General features: G+C 68.2%; 13 protein-coding genes and 3 pseudogenes. 5 read left to right on the top strand and 11 right to left on the bottom strand.

The features are described 5' to 3' along the window. Nucleotides 1–250: 250 nt before the first annotated feature. Together BLV72_RS46430 and BLV72_RS03215 are read right to left on the bottom strand one after the other, a co-directional pair. Nucleotides 251–424 carry a hypothetical protein gene (locus BLV72_RS46430; RefSeq protein WP_208905512.1) on the bottom strand — a complete coding sequence of 58 codons (174 nt, stop codon included), beginning with the start codon at nucleotides 422–424 and terminating at the stop codon, nucleotides 251–253. A gap of 219 nt (nucleotides 425–643) precedes the next feature. After that, nucleotides 644–898, bottom strand: a pseudogene (locus BLV72_RS03215) (integrase core domain-containing protein); the annotation flags it as partial. A gap of 119 nt (nucleotides 899–1,017) precedes the next feature. Here BLV72_RS03215 and BLV72_RS03210 point away from each other — a divergent pair. From BLV72_RS03210 to BLV72_RS03200, 3 genes and pseudogenes are all read left to right on the top strand, one after another. After that, a pseudogene (locus BLV72_RS03210) lies at nucleotides 1,018–2,074 on the top strand (integrase core domain-containing protein). Between the two features lie 176 nt (nucleotides 2,075–2,250). Then, a complete protein-coding gene (locus tag BLV72_RS03205) occupies nucleotides 2,251–2,766 on the top strand; it encodes an ArsR/SmtB family transcription factor (RefSeq protein ID WP_093460173.1) in 516 nt (171 codons plus the stop codon). 3 nt (nucleotides 2,767–2,769) lie between these two features. Beyond that, nucleotides 2,770–3,864 (top strand): serine hydrolase domain-containing protein, encoded by a 1,095-nt coding sequence (locus tag BLV72_RS03200; RefSeq protein ID WP_093460171.1) that lies wholly within the window; start codon nucleotides 2,770–2,772, stop codon nucleotides 3,862–3,864. Between the two features lie 225 nt (nucleotides 3,865–4,089). Here BLV72_RS03200 and BLV72_RS03195 read toward each other — a convergent pair. The 7 genes and pseudogenes from BLV72_RS03195 to BLV72_RS03165 all read right to left on the bottom strand — a co-directional run. Then, nucleotides 4,090–4,476, bottom strand: a pseudogene (locus tag BLV72_RS03195) (integrase core domain-containing protein); the annotation flags it as partial. A 7-nt stretch (nucleotides 4,477–4,483) separates the two neighbouring features. Continuing rightward, nucleotides 4,484–5,581 (bottom strand): IS630 family transposase, encoded by a 1,098-nt coding sequence (locus tag BLV72_RS03190; RefSeq protein ID WP_244320625.1) that lies wholly within the window; start codon nucleotides 5,579–5,581, stop codon nucleotides 4,484–4,486. Nucleotides 5,582–5,668: 87 nt separating this feature from the next. After that, nucleotides 5,669–7,294 carry an alpha-amylase family protein gene (locus BLV72_RS03185; protein WP_093460168.1) on the bottom strand — a complete coding sequence of 542 codons (1,626 nt, stop codon included), beginning with the start codon at nucleotides 7,292–7,294 and terminating at the stop codon, nucleotides 5,669–5,671. Between the two features lie 5 nt (nucleotides 7,295–7,299). Continuing rightward, complete coding sequence (locus BLV72_RS03180) at nucleotides 7,300–8,136, bottom strand: carbohydrate ABC transporter permease (RefSeq protein WP_093460167.1); 837 nt, start codon at nucleotides 8,134–8,136, stop codon at nucleotides 7,300–7,302. Further along, nucleotides 8,133–9,122: a carbohydrate ABC transporter permease gene (locus BLV72_RS03175; protein ID WP_093460165.1), complete on the bottom strand. Its 990-nt coding sequence runs from the start codon at nucleotides 9,120–9,122 to the stop codon at nucleotides 8,133–8,135. Before BLV72_RS03175 ends, BLV72_RS03180 begins: the two co-directional genes overlap by 4 nt. 1 nt (nucleotide 9,123) lies before the next feature. Next, the gene (locus BLV72_RS03170) at nucleotides 9,124–10,425 is read right to left on the bottom strand and encodes an ABC transporter substrate-binding protein (protein ID WP_093460164.1); all 1,302 of its coding nucleotides are present in this window, start codon (nucleotides 10,423–10,425) and stop codon (nucleotides 9,124–9,126) included. Between the two features lie 85 nt (nucleotides 10,426–10,510). Further along, nucleotides 10,511–11,755 carry an aminotransferase class V-fold PLP-dependent enzyme gene (locus BLV72_RS03165; RefSeq protein WP_093460162.1) on the bottom strand — a complete coding sequence of 415 codons (1,245 nt, stop codon included), beginning with the start codon at nucleotides 11,753–11,755 and terminating at the stop codon, nucleotides 10,511–10,513. A gap of 240 nt (nucleotides 11,756–11,995) precedes the next feature. Here BLV72_RS03165 and BLV72_RS03160 point away from each other — a divergent pair, with 240 nt between their 5' ends. Next, complete coding sequence (locus BLV72_RS03160) at nucleotides 11,996–12,694, top strand: FadR/GntR family transcriptional regulator (protein WP_093460161.1); 699 nt, start codon at nucleotides 11,996–11,998, stop codon at nucleotides 12,692–12,694. Nucleotides 12,695–12,769: 75 nt separating this feature from the next. Here the strand turns inward: BLV72_RS03160 and BLV72_RS49510 are convergent, their stop codons facing one another. Both BLV72_RS49510 and BLV72_RS03150 read right to left on the bottom strand, forming a co-directional pair. Continuing rightward, nucleotides 12,770–13,174 (bottom strand): integrase, encoded by a 405-nt coding sequence (locus BLV72_RS49510; protein WP_244320624.1) that lies wholly within the window; start codon nucleotides 13,172–13,174, stop codon nucleotides 12,770–12,772. 872 nt (nucleotides 13,175–14,046) lie between these two features. After that, entirely contained in the window at nucleotides 14,047–14,652 is a 606-nt protein-coding gene (locus BLV72_RS03150; RefSeq protein ID WP_093460159.1) for a dihydrofolate reductase family protein, read from the bottom strand. A gap of 30 nt (nucleotides 14,653–14,682) precedes the next feature. Here BLV72_RS03150 and BLV72_RS47740 point away from each other — a divergent pair, with 30 nt between their 5' ends. Next, nucleotides 14,683–14,850, top strand: a complete 168-nt coding sequence (locus tag BLV72_RS47740) for a hypothetical protein (RefSeq protein ID WP_167746290.1) — start codon at nucleotides 14,683–14,685, stop codon at nucleotides 14,848–14,850. The last annotated feature ends 182 nt before the right edge of the window (nucleotides 14,851–15,032 follow it).

Below are 15,032 nucleotides of genomic sequence, written 5' to 3'. Positions count from 1 at the left end.
GGGGTGTGCGGCTGTCACCCTGCGTAGTGCGGTCTACCGCAGTGGGGGTGCAGGCAGCGTGATGCCCCCTTCGAGTGGTGAAGGGGATGCATCAATGATCGCGACAAAGGCCGGTTTCCTTAACGGGCGATCGTCGGCTACGTTGCACCGCCGCTGGCGGGCCTGAGTCTCGCGGACTGGCCCCATTGACCTGGCCTACCTCGTTCCCGTAGTTGGCTGTCGGGCAGCGTCAGCGGAAGCGCCAGGGCGACTACGTCGGCGCACCAGAAGTTTCGCGGGGCGCGTAGGCGATGACGGCTTGCAGCGCGATGTCCACGGCGGCGTGCAGTTGTGCCCGTGTGGCGCCTGAGGCACTGTGCACGGCCATGCCCTCGCTGACCACGGTGACATTGCCCTTGCCAGAAATCTCATCCGTGCAGGTCACGCTGCATGTCGGTATTCGTGGAGGATGCCTCCGAGGCGATCGTGCCGACGTATGTTGAGGCGGGCTAATGTGTCCGGCTCGTCGATCGGCGGGGGCAAGGGGTGGACCGGTCTGGCGTTGGCGATGCCTTGGTGTGGTCGATGTCCGTTGTAGAACTGCTCGAACTCGTGCAGGGCGTGGAGGAGGTGCCTGTGCCGTTCGGAAACTCGTCGTTCCCGGTCAGGCGGCGTATCTGTACTCGTTGATCACGCCGCCGAGTATTCGGGTGCGCAGAACCCGGTGAGCGGACAGGCCGACCATGGACGTCGGGTGCTCCTGGAGGAGGGGAGGGAGCTGCCCACGAGCCTGGTGGGGGCGATGACCGTTGTAATGCCGGGCGTAAGCATCGAGGACCTGGCGAGCGTGCGTCTCGTTCCAGATCAAGAGGTGGTCGAGGGCCTCGCGGCGCATGGTGCCGATGACACGTTCGCAGTGCTGCGGGTGCCGGTAAATCATCCACGCAGGTGAGAGCTTGATCAGAGATCTTCGACTTTGGCCGATGCTCACCCCGGCGTCTTCACCTGTACAAGGCCCCGACGGCATCATGATCTGTTGTGCTGCTGCGCCTGGCCTATCTCGCCGCGACCAACACCCTGGCGTTCCTACGTCTCCTGCCGATGAGCGACAGAGACAAGGACATCGAGATCCTCGTGCTCCGGCATCAACTGCTGGTCCTGCAGCGTCAGGTCGGCAAGCCTGCCTTCAATGACAGTGATCGCGCTGTCCTCGCCGGCCTTCTGCACCACCTGCCCAAAGACAGACCGCGGCACCTTCTGCTGCTGGTCCGCCCCGAGACGGTCTTGCGCTGGCATCGGGAGCTGCTCAGGCGGTGCCATACCGCGACCTGCGTGTCCAAGCGGCGCGGACGCCCCCGCACCATCCGCTCGATCCGTGCCCTCGTCCTGCGTCTGGCCAGGGAAAATGCCTCGTGGGGGTATCGCCGGATTCACGGCGAGCTCGCCGCGCTGGGGATCAAGGTCGCCGCCTCCACGGTCTGGGAGATCCTCCGCGAGCACGGCATCCCACCCGCACCCGAACGGCAGAGCACCACCTGGGCCGACTTCCTCCGCAGCCAGGCCGAGGCCCTTCTCGCCTGCGATCTCTTCGAAGTCCGCACGCTGACGGGGGCGCGCCTGTATGTCTTAGTCGTCATCGAGCACACCACCCGTCGCATCAGGATCCTCGGTGTCACCGCACATCCGACCGGGGACTGGATAGTGCAGCTCGGACGCAACCTCCTCATGGACCTCGAAGACGCGGGCAGCAGGGCACAGTTCCTGATCCGCGACCGCGACTCGAAGTTCACAGCCGCGTCGTCACCACCGGCATTCGGATACCACGGATGAACTCGCTCATGGAGCGCTGGATACAAACCTGCCGCAGCGAACTCCTGGACCGGACCCTGATCTGGAACCAGGGTCACCTCCTCCACGCCCTGCGCGAGTATGAATCCTTCTACAACGAGCACCGCCCGCACAGAGCCCTGCAACAAGCCGCTCCCTGCCGCCCGCTACCCACGCCCATCACCCAACAAGCCCAACTCGCCCACCTGGCAGTCCACAGACGACCCGACTCAGCGGAACCCTCTACGAATACCAGCACGCGGCGTGAACTCGGCGCCCGCAAAGCGTGGCCGCAGGGCCCTGACCAGCAGTGATGGCCGCATCGTCGGTCATCGGTGTCCTACGCCTGTGGGACGAGGCGGCGTTGGTGGACCTGGATGGGATCGCGGTGCTGTCGTAACGATCCCCTGGCTCTGTTATTCCGTAATAACGTAACCTCGACCCATGGCCGATGAGTCCCTCGATGAGCGGGTCGCCGCGCTCGAAGAGCGGGTGACGCGACTGGAGTCCGCGCCGCCGGAGGCAGACCGGGACGAGGTGTTCTGGGCGCTCGAGGGGCTGCGCCGACGGCTCACGGGGCAGGGGCAGGTGCTGTTCACCGGCGCGGTCGACCTGCCCAACGGCGAGCACTACGAATGGCAGCAGGGCGCGGCGGCGCACGGGCTGCTCGACGCGGACTGGTCCGAACACGCCGCGGCGTACGCCGCGCTGGGCCACCCGGTGCGGCTCACCCTGCTGCGGGCGGTGCTGCGCGGCACCCGCTCCGCGGCCGAGCTGCAGGAGACCGCCGGGCTGAACACCACCGGCCAGCTCTACCACCACCTCAAGCAGCTCACGGCGGCCGGCTGGCTCCAGGCCGAGGGACGCGGCCACTACCAGGTGCCTCCGGGCAGGGTGGTGCCGCTGCTCGTGCTGCTGTCCACCGTGGTGCCGACAGGAAACCGAACGACGGGGGAGTGACCCATGGACCGACGGAAATTTCTTACCGTGGCGACGGCGGCGACGGGCGTATCGCTGTTGCCCGGGACCGCCGCCGCGGCCGACGGGACCCTGCCCGCGCGGGTACGGCGTCAACTGGACCGGGCGCTCGCCGCCGGCAGTCCGAGCGCGGTCTGCGGGGTTATCCACGGCGGACGTCCCTACGTGGCGGGCGCGGCCAAGGACGGGGAGGTACCGGCACCGGACGGCCGGACCGTGTTCCAGCTCGGCTCGATCGGCAAGACACTCACCGCCACCGCCCTGGCCCGCGCCGTCTGCGCGGGCGAGACCCGCCTCGACGCACCGCTCGTCCTGCCCGCCCGCTTCCCCGTCCCGCGTAAGGGCCCCCGGCGGATCACCCTGGCCGATCTGGCGACCCACACCTCCGGTCTGCCCTCGCTGCCGCCCAACCTCCTCGCCGGAGCGGATCCCTACGATCCGTACGCCCGCTACACGCTGGACGACCTGGCCGCCGGGCTCGGCGAGACAACCCTGGACAGCGAGCCGGGCAGCACATACGCCTACGCGAACCTCGGCTTCGGACTGCTGGGCCAGGCGCTGGCCTTCGACGCCGTGGACGCGATGCTGTGGCGCCGGGTGGCCGCGCCGCTCCGTCTGTCGGACACCACGACGACCCTGCGGCCGGATATGGCCTCCCGCAAGGCCGTCGGGCATCTCGACGGGGAGGCCGTTCCCGACTGGCACGACCGGGTGCTCAGCGCGGCGGGCACCTCGATCTACAGCACCGCCGATGACATGCTGCGCTTCCTGGGCGCCCAACTCCGCCCGGAGCGCTCGCCCTTGCGGGCCGCCATCGAGCTGACCCAGCGGCCTCACTTCACCGTCGACCGCGACCTGCGGCTCGGCCTCGGCTGGCATCTCAGCCCGCTGCCCAGCGGCCGGACCATGACCTGGCACAACGGCAGCACCGGCGGATTCAGCACCTGCGCGGCATTCAGCCGGGAGAGCGGGACGGCGGTGGTGATGATGGTGAACACCTTCAGCCAGGAGACCGGGTCCGGGGCCCGCCCGGTCGACGAGCTCACCATCGCCCTGCTCGGCGAGCTCGACGCGGACTGAGCCGGATCCCCGCCCCCGACGCCGTGACGCCGGGGGCGGTGGATGCGGAAGGTGGCCCCACTCGCCGAGTGAACACGTCGTACCGCTTCTCGCTCCGCCCCGGGGCCCGGCGCCGTACCGCCGCCTCGGAGCTGAGGCGAGCACGAGGACAACGGTCCGGAGCACAGGTCGCAGCGGCGGTAGAGACCTGGTGCGTGTGGTCGGCCGCGACCGGACGGCACGAGGCTAGGTGTGCTGTCCGGGGAGGTTGGTGACGCGGCTGGCTGGGGTGTGGCCGCTGATTCCGGTGTGGGGTCGGTGGTAGTTGTACCAGTCCAGCCAGTCGAGAAACGCTGCCTGGCGTTCGGCTTCTGAGGTGTAGGGCCGGTGGTAGGCCCATTCGTCCAGCAGGGTGCGGTGGAAGCGTTCGACCTTGCCGTTGGTCTGGGGCCGCCAGGGGCGGGTCCAGCGAGGGCTGATGCCCAGGTCACGGCAGGTCTGCCGCCAGGTGTTCTTGGTGTAGGACCAGGCGTTGTCGGTCAGTACCCGTTCGACGGTCACGCCGCGTGCGGCGAACCATGCGGTGGCGCGGGTGAGGAAGGCAGCGCAGGTGGGCAGCCGACGGAAGGGTAGCGGACCGTCAGGCAGCCTTGGCCGGGTACTCGGTCCAGGTGCGGATGGGTGAGTCGGGGGCGAAGCTGGTCTTCGGTTCGGCGCGGGCATTTCGCCAGCGCACGTAGGCGCCGATGGCGGCGTTCTGTTCGCCATGGCTGCGGTGGTCGGTGCCGTTGAGGGCGAAGTAGCGCAGGGCGGCGAACTCGGACTCGATCCAGTTCAGCCACGATCCGTAGGTCGGCAGGAAGACCAGCTCGATGTCGTTCGCCGCGGCCCACGCGCGGACGTTCGGGTGCTTGTGAGGGGAGAAGTTGTCCGGGACGACGTAGAGCTTCTCGCCGGGCCAGCGGATGCGCAGGGACTTGAGTAGGGACAGGAACTCGCACCACCGTTTGCGGGGCCGGATGCGGTAGTACATCTTGCCGGTGGCCAGGTCGAGGACGGCAAGCATGTGCATCACGCCGTCGTAGCGGTTGTAGGTGGCCCGCAGACGACGTGGTGAGCGGTGCGGGCGCCATGCCTTGCCTTTGCGGGGCATGAGGTTGAGCGGCCCGAACTCGTCCACACAGACCACCCGGCCGTCGGTCGGCGGGGAGTCGTAGAGCGCCAGGATCCGGTGCATCTTGGCGATGAAGTCTGGGTCGTTCGAGGACTTCCAGGTCGTGCTGGTCTGCCAGGAGACCCTGCCCTCGCGCAGTATCCGTCGCAGTGTCTCGCGGCTGACGGCGGGGACCACGTTCTGCTTGACCAGGTGTTCGGCGAGCTTGGTCAGGCTCCAGGTGGAGAACGCGGAGATCTTCCAGTCGGCGGGGGACGTCCGGGCGATCAGGCAGATGTGCTCACGCACCTGGCTGCTGATCATCCTGGGGCGACCCCCGCTCCATTTCGGGTCCAGCGCCTCGAACCCCTGCTCGTTGAAGGCGTGGATGACGTCTCGCACATAGTCGGCGCTGACCTGCATCAACGAGGTGATGTCCGGAACCGACTGCCCCTGCGCGGACATCATCACCACGATCGCCCGCCGCAGCCGCACCGCATCCTTCGCGGTCCGGCTGATCCGCTGCAGCCGACGCCCTTCCTCCATGCTTACCGGCCGGACGAACACCCCCGGACGACGTCCCACGACCACCTCCACCATCACAACGTGGAAGCAGCCTGCCGCGCAACGAACGGAAGATCAATTACCCGACCAAGGATCCGAGCCAAGCCACTAGAGCGGAAGCGGCGGCCACGCACCCCAGGGCTGGGACCACGTGTACGTGCGTTCCGCGTTGCCCGTCCGCCAGCGGCGCGGGGTCGTGGTCCCGAGCCAGTCCAGCGGTTCGACGCCGCCGGGCGACCCGCCGTCCAGCGCGAGCCGGACGGCCGCGCCGAGGTCGGCATCGGTCTGCGGGGTACGGGCGGCCGGGGCGACGGAGACGAACAGCGCGGTGCCGGAACGGGCCACCAGGTCCAGGAACTGACGGTTCAGCCGCCACTCGGTGGCCGGGGTACAGGGCACGCAGTCGGCATCCACCGCATAGAAGCGGCTGTGCTGGGCCAGCCGGAAGGCGAGGGTGTTGATGCCCATCCGTCGGGTGCGCTCCCAGTGACGGCCCGAGGTGTCGTCACCGGTTCGCTGCACCTGCACCAGACCCGCCGCCAGATGTCCGACGGTGTTGCAGCCAAGCACCACGGCGTCCCCGGCCGCCTCGGCGATGGTCCGGTAGAGGCCCACCAGCACTTCGGCGGTGGTGCGGGTGCGGTCGGCGAGCCGCCATCCGGCACCGGCCATTTCGTGCGGTGTGTCCGGGTGGAAGCGGCCGAAGACGTCGTACGTGCTGAAGTCGTGCTTGATCAGCTCGAAACCCCAGGAGCGGAAGCGGGCGACATCGGCGGCGACGGTCGCCAGCGTCGCGTCCAGCGACGGGTCCAGGGGGATCCGGCCGGGAGCGCCGGTGTCCGTGCGCATCCCCTCCGTCGGCACCCGGGACAGCAGCGGCCGGAACCACAGGCCTGGCCGGGCGCCACGGTCGGCGATGCCCGCGGCCAGGCCCGCCATGTCGTCGAACAGCCCGGGCAGGCCGGTGTCCCACGGCCCTCCCGGGGCGCTTCCCCCGCCCTCCGTCCAGCCGTCGTCGACGACACAGAACGGCCGCACTGGATGGTCCCCGGCGAACTCGGCGATGGTGGCCGCGTCGCGCAGTACGGCGTCCGGGCCGAAGTCCTGGCCGTAGGCGTAGTACCAGTTGTTGCAGCCGACCACCGGCTGCGCGGGCACCAGCGGATCGGGGGACATGGCGGCGCACAGCTCCTGGAGCGCCGCGTACGGGGTGGTGTCCGCACCCGTCGCCACCCCGACCACCGTGGCGGCGGCGATCTCCCGGTCGCCCGGCAGCACAGGCAGGCCGCCGGAGCGTACGTCCAGCCACAGCGTGGTGCCGTCCTCGTCCACCGTCCAGCAGCACAGCGCCCCGGCGCGGGTCCGTACGCCTAGCCCGGCGCAGCCACCGGTCGCCGGGTCGGTGCTCAGCCAGTACCAGGGCAGGGGGCGTTCCGGCTGGACGCTGCGCCACTGCAACTCACCGTACGAGCGCTCCCACGCATCGCCGAGTACCAGGGCGGGGCGGTGACCGCCGGGGTGGTGGCGCCAGCGCAGCACCACCGTCGACAGGCCCTCCGGACCTGGCGCGGCGAGCACCAGCCGCAGGGCGCCGTATGAATCGTGTCGCGCCGTCACCTCGGCGCCGGGCACGGTCCAGTGGCCCGCCCCCGCCGGTGCGGCGGTGCGCGGGTCCCCGGACGGACCGGTGATCACATGGACGGAGTCGGGCAGCGGAACGTCGATCGCGGCCATCGGCCTCACCCCTTCACGGCGCCGGAGGTGAGTCCCTGCACGATGTGGCGGCTCGCGAAGGCGAAGAGCACCATGGTTGGCAGGATCGTGAACACGGCCGCTGCGGACATCGAGCCCCAGTCGATGTTGAAGCTGGAGATGAATCCGTTGAGGGCCGTGGGGGTCGTCTTGTTGGCGTCGCTGTTCATCAGGGTCACCGACAGGAACAGCTCGTTCCAGCAGTTGACGAAGTTGAAGATGAACGCCGCTACGATCCCCGGACGCATCACCGGGAGCAGCACCCGGAACAGCGCCGCGAACCGGGAGAGGCCGTCGATCATCGCGGCCTCCTCCAGTGCGTCGGGGATGTTCTCGAAGAAGCCGCGGAGCATCACCGTGCAGAAGGGGATACACACGGCGATGTAGACGAGGATGAGCCCGAGCCGGTTGTCGACCAGTTTCAGGTCGGTCATCAGCAGATACAGCGGGCCCAGCGCGATGAAGGCCGGGATCATCTGGGTGACCAGGGCGGCCGTCAGCAACGCGGACTTGGTGCGGAACTCGAAGCGCGCCAGCACATACGCCGACAGCATCGAGATGGCGGTGGCGACCACGCCCGCGACGGTCGCGACGATGAGGCTGTTGGTGAGATAGGTCCCGAAGTCGGCCTTGTTGAACAGCTCACTGTAGTTCTCCAGCGAGAAGTGCTCGGGCCAGTAGGCGAGGGGGAAGGAGAAGATGTCGCCCGGCGCCTTCAGCGAGGTGATGGCGATCCAGTACAGCGGGAACACGGTGAAGGCCAGCCACAGCACCAGGAAGACGATCCGGACGGCCCGGCCGACCGCGGTCTCTTTGCCGATCACGACCTCACCTCTCGCTTCTCACGGGTGGCCAGCAGGAAGAACACCGTGAAAAGCAGCAGCCCCGCGACCACGAGGAGACCGAGCGCCGAGGCCTTGCCGTAGTCGCCCTGCTGAGTGATCTTGATCATCCAGGTGGTCACGATGTGTGTCTGGTTGCTCGGCCCGCCACCGGTCATCCCGAAGATCAGATCGGGGAAGTTGAAGATCCAGATGACCCGCAGCAGCACCGTGAGCACCAGCGTGACCCGGATATAGGGGATGGTGATCTGGAAGAGCGTGCGTGCCTTCCCGGCCCCGTCCAGCGCCGCGGCCTCGTACAGTTCGTCGGGGACCGACTGGAGCGCGGCCAGGATCATGATGGCGAAGAAGGTGACGCCGTACCAGATGTTGGCGATCAGTACGGCGATCATCGCCTTGTGCGGATCGGCCAGCCACGCCACGGGCTCGTCGATCAGCCCCGCCTTCTGGAGCAGATCGTTCACGACGCCGAACTCGCTGTTGAACATCCAGCGGAACAGGATGCCGATGAGGAACCCGGAGATCGCCCAGGGGAAGAAGATCAGCGCCTGGTAGACGCCGCGGAAGCGGAACCGGCGACGCAGCCACAGGGCGAGCGCGAAACCGATCACGAGCTGGGGCACGATCGATCCGATGACCCAGGCGCCCGTATTGCCCAGCACGGTGCCCCAGTTGGGGTCGGAGAAGACACGGTAAAAGTTGTCCAGGCCCACCCAGGAGGTGTCCGTGAGATCGTTCAGATCCCAGTGGCGGAAGGCCATCTGGCTGCCCGCGATCATGGGGTAGTACGTGAACACCGCCACGAAGATCGCGGCAGGCGCCATGAAGGCGGCGATGAGCAGGCCCCGGCGGGTCGTGAACTCCCGCTTCCGGCCGCCCCGCGGCCCGTTCCGGGCCCGCGGGGCGGCTTGCTTCCGGACGGGGCGCGAAGTCTTCGGCCCGGTCGTCGTTGCGGACGTGGCGGGCATCCTACTTCTCCTGCTCCCACTTCTTGGTCCAGTACGCGTCCCAGCCCGTCAGCAGCTCCTTGGGCGATATCTTGCCGGTCACCATCTTCTGCACGTCGGCGTCGGACTTCTGCTCCCACTCGCTCCACCAGGTCACGCCGCGCGGCTGGCTGACGTTGAGATAGGTGTCGGGGTGCTTGGTCATGGTGACGTAGGACGACCACGGGCCGGTCTTGTAGAACGGGTCCTCGGTCGCCGACTTGAGGATGGGCACCAGGCTGTTCTTCTTGGTGAAGTCCGTCGACGCCTTGCCCTGGGACAGGAACTTGATCAGCTTGACGGTCTCGGCCTTGTGCTTGCTGCCCTTCGCGATGCCCCACCCGGCGGTGGCCAGCGGCTGGACCGTCTTCCCGCTGGGTCCGGCCACCAGCGGAGCGGTATCCCACTGCTCCTTCGAGATCGACTTGGACTCGGAGACCGTGGCGATGACTTCCGGATCCTGGAGCAGGAAGGCCGTGGAGCCGTTGGAGAACGCCTCGACCATCTCCGGATAGCCCCAGGACACGGATGACTTGGGCGATGCCTTCTTGAAGAGTGTGAGGTAGGTCTTGAGGGCGTCCAGGGCCTCGGGCGCGGAGAAGATCGTGCGCCCGTTCTTCAGCTTGTAGCCGTTGGCGAGGTCGACCTTGTCGGCCACGTACGCCTCGATGATGGCGGTGGCGTTGCTGTTGGCGTTGGCCCCGCCGCGGAACGCGTAGCCGTAGCGGCGCTTCGCCGGGTCATTGATGGCGGATGCCTGCTTCAGCAGCTGGTCCCAGGAGGCCGGGGGCTTGCTGAACCCGGCGTCCTTGATCAGGTCCTTGCGGTAGAAGAGGCTCAGCCCGTAGAAGCCGTAGGGGACGAAGAAGGTACGGCCCTTGGCGTCCTCGGACGCCTTGACGGCGTTCTCCGTCATGGCATTCCAGCCCTGCCAGCCCTTGAGGTCCTTCGCCATGTCGTACAGCCAGCCGTTGTTCGACCACGGGCCGACCGTGATGTCCCGTACCTCGAGTGCGTCCACGCCGCTGCCGGACTGGAGCATCTGCTGGATCTTCTGATCGGCCTGTTCGGTGGGCGGCGAGATCAGATTGACCTTGATCTTGGGGTTCTGCTTCTCGAAGTCGGCTATGAGTCCCTTGAGCAGATCGGTGCGGGAGGGGTTGGTCAGGCTCTCGACCATGTTGAGCGTGACCGTGCCGTTCGCGTTCGGACTCATGGCGGAACAGCCGGTCAGGACCATCGCTGCGGCGGTGCCGAGGGCGAGGGCTGCCGTCCTTCTCCTCATCGTGCTGACCTCTTTCTTGGGTGCGGGCCGCGCTCGGAGCGGCTTGGGGAGTCGGGGGTGGGGAGGGGAGTACGGTGTCGCGCCGCTATGGCGCGCCGTGCCGCCCGCGAGCCGCGCGGGCCCACTCAGCGAGGACGGGGACGCAGGTCTCGGCGAAGTACTCGTAGTCGGCGGCGGTGTTGTAGACGTGGGCGGACACCCGCAGATAGCCGATGCCGCCGAAGCTGGTGAAGGCCGCCTCGACACCCAGCTCCCCGGCGACCCGGTCGCGCAGCGCGTCGGCCTCGACGCGGGTGGCGCCGAGCCCCTCGGGCAGCCGCACCAGACGCATCCCGGGGACCGGCATGCCGACATCGACGCTGCTGTCGGCGCCGGTCAGCTCGGTGAACGCGGCACCGATGACCTGCGCGGCGTAACCGGCCAGGTGGTCCATATAGCGGCGGGCGTGCATCCAGCCCCAGGTGTGCTCGATGAAGCCGAGCGCCGTCGGTGCCGCCAGATAGCAGGTGGCATCCACCGTGCCCTGCTGGTCGAAGCGGTCGGGGTACGGGTCCTCTGCACCCCATGAGTCGATCGGTGGGTAGAGCCGCTCACGTAGTGGACCGCGGGCGACGAGCGCTGCGGTGCCCCGGGGCGCGCATCCCCACTTGTGCAGGTTCCCGACCCAGAAATCACAGGTCAGCCCCGAGAGCGGGGCGGGGAGCAGACCAGGTGCGTGCGCACCGTCCACGAGCAGCGGGATCCCGCGCCGCCGAGCCTCCGCGCCGATCCGCTCCACCGGCAGCCGGCGGGCGGTCGCCGAGGTGATCTGGTCCACCACGATGAGGTCCGTCGCCTCGGACAGTTCGGCGAACACGGCCTCGCACGCTTGCTCCTCGTCTGCGTCGAGGGGTACCCGCGCGGTGCGGACCCCGCCATCCCAGCGGTCGCGCGCCAGCCGCTCGGCGCCCATGGTCACGGCGCCGTAACCGTGGTCGGTGACGACGATCTCCCCGCCGCGGCGACGGTCGAGGGCGGCGTACACGGTGCTGATGCCCGCGCTCGCGTTCGGCACCAGGGCCAGGTCGTCGGCGGCCACCGCCAAGAAGTCGGCGATCTCGACCCTGGTGTCGGCGATCCGCTGAGGCAGCGCCGGGAACCACACCACCGGGGAGCACTCCATCTCCACCCGCAGCTGCTTCTGCCGCTCCTGTGCCACCAGGGGAACCGCGCCGAAGGAACCGTGGTTCAGGTGTCTCATGGCGGGGTCGAGCGTCCACGCCCGGTCGGCGGGACGGCCGTCGGCCAGCAACAGGGGGCGTGGCGCCGCGATGACATCGGTCTCGCTCACATGAGTCCCGATCTGCCGGGGTCCGGGTGTTCCGAGGGGCGTCAGAAACGAGAGAGATCTGATCGCAACCAGAACACGTATGATGACTCGGCATCCTGCATGATGGATTCCATGCAATCAAGGGGTGTAGCAGCGTGGATCATCAGATGACTTCTGATCGACACCTCTGACATATCTGATGAATCGGTACAGTGCGACGAAGGGCGCGGGACCGCGCCCCGCCCGTTCGGGAGGAATCGGATGTCCGCAGTCGACAAGGCGTTCCACGGCCTACGCCACATGATCGCCACCGGGCGCCTCAGCGCCGGAGGGCGCATTCCGCCCGAGGGCGAGCTGTGCGAGGAACTCGGCGTGTCCCGGGGGTCGTTGCGCGAGGCCGTACGGATGCTCGCGGCCCTGGGGGTGATCGAGCCGCGGCACGGCTCCGGTACTTATGTCTCCCAGCTCAGGCCGGAGGACATCATAGGTAGCCTGTCGCTCACCCTGGAACTGCTGCCGCTCTCCGGTCTGCTGGAGGTGTACGAGATTCGGCGTGTCCTGGAGTCCCACGTTGCGGCGCAGGCTGCGGCCCGCAGCACCCCGGAGACGGTGCGGGAACTCTTCGCGCTCATCGAGGCCATGGACGCCACCGACGACCCCACCGAGGCATCGGACCTCGACCACCGCTTCCATGCCGAGATCGCCACCGCGGCCGGAAACCCCGCCCTCGGCTCCCTGCTCTCGGTCTTCCGCGCCCGCTCCCGCAAGTACCAGATCTTCACCCTCCCCGAGGGCGAGCAGATGCGGCGCAAGAGCGACGAGGATCACCGCGTGCTGGCCACCGCGATCGCCGACCGCGATCCGCGCGCCGCCGCCGGAGCGGCCGAGGCCCATGTCGCCCAGACGGAGCGATGGCTGCGCGCCTTCATGCCGCCCATGGAGGAGGACTCCCCGGCCTGACACGTTGCGTTGCGTTTGACGCGTCAGACCATTGCGCGTTCGAATGCGCCTGTGGGTGCCGGAATCTGTGTCACCCTATGCGACCTGCGAGTGTTCGTGGATGAGGCCCAGGTGGCGCTCTCCGGTGATCAGGACGCGGTCGGTTGCCTCGCGTCGGCATGATGCGATCCAGCGTTCCGCGATGGCGTTCATTCGGGGCACCCGGGGCGGTGTCGGCATGACGTGCACGCCGATCGCCTGGAAGACGGCGTCGAAGCTGTCGGTGAAGTAGGTGCCGCGGTCCCGGATGAGGAGGCTGATCGACTCTGCGCGGTCACCAAGGTCCACGAGGTAGTTCCGTGCTTGCTGGGTGATCCAGGGGCCGGCCGGGTGCCGGGTGATGCCGGCGATGTGCACGTGTCGGGTGCCGTGGTCGATGAAGAACAGCACGAACCAGCGCCGCAGGAAGCCCGTGCCGATGTGGAAGAGGTCGGTGGCCATGATGGCGGAGGCCTGGGCTTTGAGGAAGGCGGGTCAGGACTGGTTGGTGCGCTGGGGGGGCGGGGTCGAACCCGGCCTTCTGCAAGATCTCCCAGACGCTCGAGGCGCCGACTTTGCGTCCCAGGCCGAGCAGTTCGCCGTGGATCCGTTGATATCCCCACCCCCCCGGTTCTCCCGCGCGAGGCGCAGGACCAGCTGCCGCAGTGCTTCCGGCTTCGGTGGTCGGCCCGGACGGCGGCGTGGATAGGTCCACTTCCGGGCGACCAGGCGTGCGTGCCAGCGCAGGACCGACCGTGGAGTGACCAGCAACGCCAGCCGTGCACGCTGCTGCTTGTTCACCATCCGGAGCAGCGCTGCCATGACAGCCCGATCGCTCCAGGAAAGTTGAGGTCGTGGCTGGATGCGTTGGGCGAGACCGAGCTGGTGCCGGAGCATCAAGATCTCGACGTCTTTCGCCGCACTCGACCGGGCCAGCAGCGGAAGCCATCGGAAGAGCTGACACGCGAGCTGATAGATCAGGCGTATCGCCACGACCCAGCATGATGCCGCAGCACTCGTCAGCTCCAGCGCTCTGGCAGATCCGAAGCCGCAGGTCACCTCGGGTGACAAATTTTCCGGCACCCACAACGTCGCACACCGCTCGGCCAGCACCCGCACCTCGCCAGTCGCCTCGTTGACGACCGGGCGCACATCTCGTCGTCGAGGGTGTCCTCAGCGTCGATGGGCGGCATGTCGGCCATCATGCCGACACCCTCACGCGGCCACGACCTGGATCGGGCGTCCTGACGTTGGCCGTTCGCCCCCTATCAGGTCTTGCTCCGCGCCCGCCGGCGCCGGCCTGGCGGCCGTCCAGACCGGCGGACGGGGCGATGTCACGCGGGGACGTCGAGCGGGGGGTGCTCGAGCACGCGGGGCTTGTACTCGACCAGCTGGATGCGGCCGTCGAAGGTGCGGTGCTCGATCATCTCGAGGGCAGCGTCCGGGTAGCCGTCGTAGATGCGTTCTTCGCCCGTGGCCCCGGTGATCACCGGGAACATCACGACCCGGAAGCGGTCGACGAGTCCGGCTCGTAGCAGGGACCGGCACAGGCTGAGGCTGCCGATCGTGCTGAGGAGCCCCGGGCCACTGGACTTCATGGCGCGGACCGCCTCGACGGCGTCGTCGCGGACGAGCGTGGAGTTGGCCCACTTCAGTGGCTCCTCGAGTGAGGAGGAGAACACCACCTTGGACGCTTGCGTGAGCTCGTCGACGGACGCCTCTTCCTCGGGCCTGAACTCGTCTTGGCCATTGGGGACCTCGCCTGCGGCGAAGCCGGACATCAGGCGGTAGGTGTTCGCTCCCATCAGGTAGGTGGCCCCGTGCTGCTCGCCGAGCCATGCGAGGTACTCCGGGCCCTCGAGGCCCCAGAACCCGGGCCATCCCTCTCCCGATGCGTGGCCGTCGAGGGAGGTGATGAAGTCGACGAGAAGCTCCGACATGGCGGTGTCCTTCCCTAGGGTGTCACGAGCTTGGACCGGCCGGGAGCCACCACCAAGACCCAGCCCTCCTTCGAGGACATGACCGCCAAGCTCCGCCGCACGATCATCGCCCACCGTTTTCGCGGCCCACACCCCCACCAGGCACAACCCGAGGAAATCCAGGCCGTCCTCACAGCCTGGGCCACCGCCGGAACCTGACCACTCAAGACAGCGAAACACGAGGGGATCCGGGGGCACTGGACAACCCGGCTCGGAAGGGAGCGAGTTCCACGATCCGGCCTACGAAGGCCCGGTCGCGCGCAGCCTCCAGCAGATCTCTCAAATAGCCGCCTTCATGTTCACCCATTCCCGCTCCTGCGGAACGCGCGGCTCGGCCACCG

It is taken from the genome of Streptomyces melanosporofaciens (assembly GCF_900105695.1).
Classification (GTDB): domain Bacteria; phylum Actinomycetota; class Actinomycetes; order Streptomycetales; family Streptomycetaceae; genus Streptomyces; species Streptomyces antimycoticus.
This window is presented reverse-complemented; position numbering and strand designations above follow the sequence as displayed.

Bases quoted from the DNA above. Each gene is read 5' to 3' on its own strand.
- BLV72_RS03205 (WP_093460173.1), top strand. From the start codon at position 2,251: ATGGCCGATGAGTCCCTCGATGAGCGGGTCGCCGCGCTCGAAGAGCGG.
- BLV72_RS03200 (WP_093460171.1), top strand. From the start codon at position 2,770: ATGGACCGACGGAAATTTCTTACCGTGGCGACGGCGGCGACGGGCGTA.
- BLV72_RS03185 (WP_093460168.1), bottom strand. From the start codon at position 7,294: ATGGCCGCGATCGACGTTCCGCTGCCCGACTCCGTCCATGTGATCACC.
- BLV72_RS03175 (WP_093460165.1), bottom strand. From the start codon at position 9,122: ATGCCCGCCACGTCCGCAACGACGACCGGGCCGAAGACTTCGCGCCCC.
- BLV72_RS03170 (WP_093460164.1), bottom strand. From the start codon at position 10,425: ATGAGGAGAAGGACGGCAGCCCTCGCCCTCGGCACCGCCGCAGCGATG.
- BLV72_RS03160 (WP_093460161.1), top strand. From the start codon at position 11,996: ATGTCCGCAGTCGACAAGGCGTTCCACGGCCTACGCCACATGATCGCC.
- BLV72_RS49510 (WP_244320624.1), bottom strand. From the start codon at position 13,174: ATGGCCACCGACCTCTTCCACATCGGCACGGGCTTCCTGCGGCGCTGG.
- BLV72_RS03150 (WP_093460159.1), bottom strand. From the start codon at position 14,652: ATGTCGGAGCTTCTCGTCGACTTCATCACCTCCCTCGACGGCCACGCA.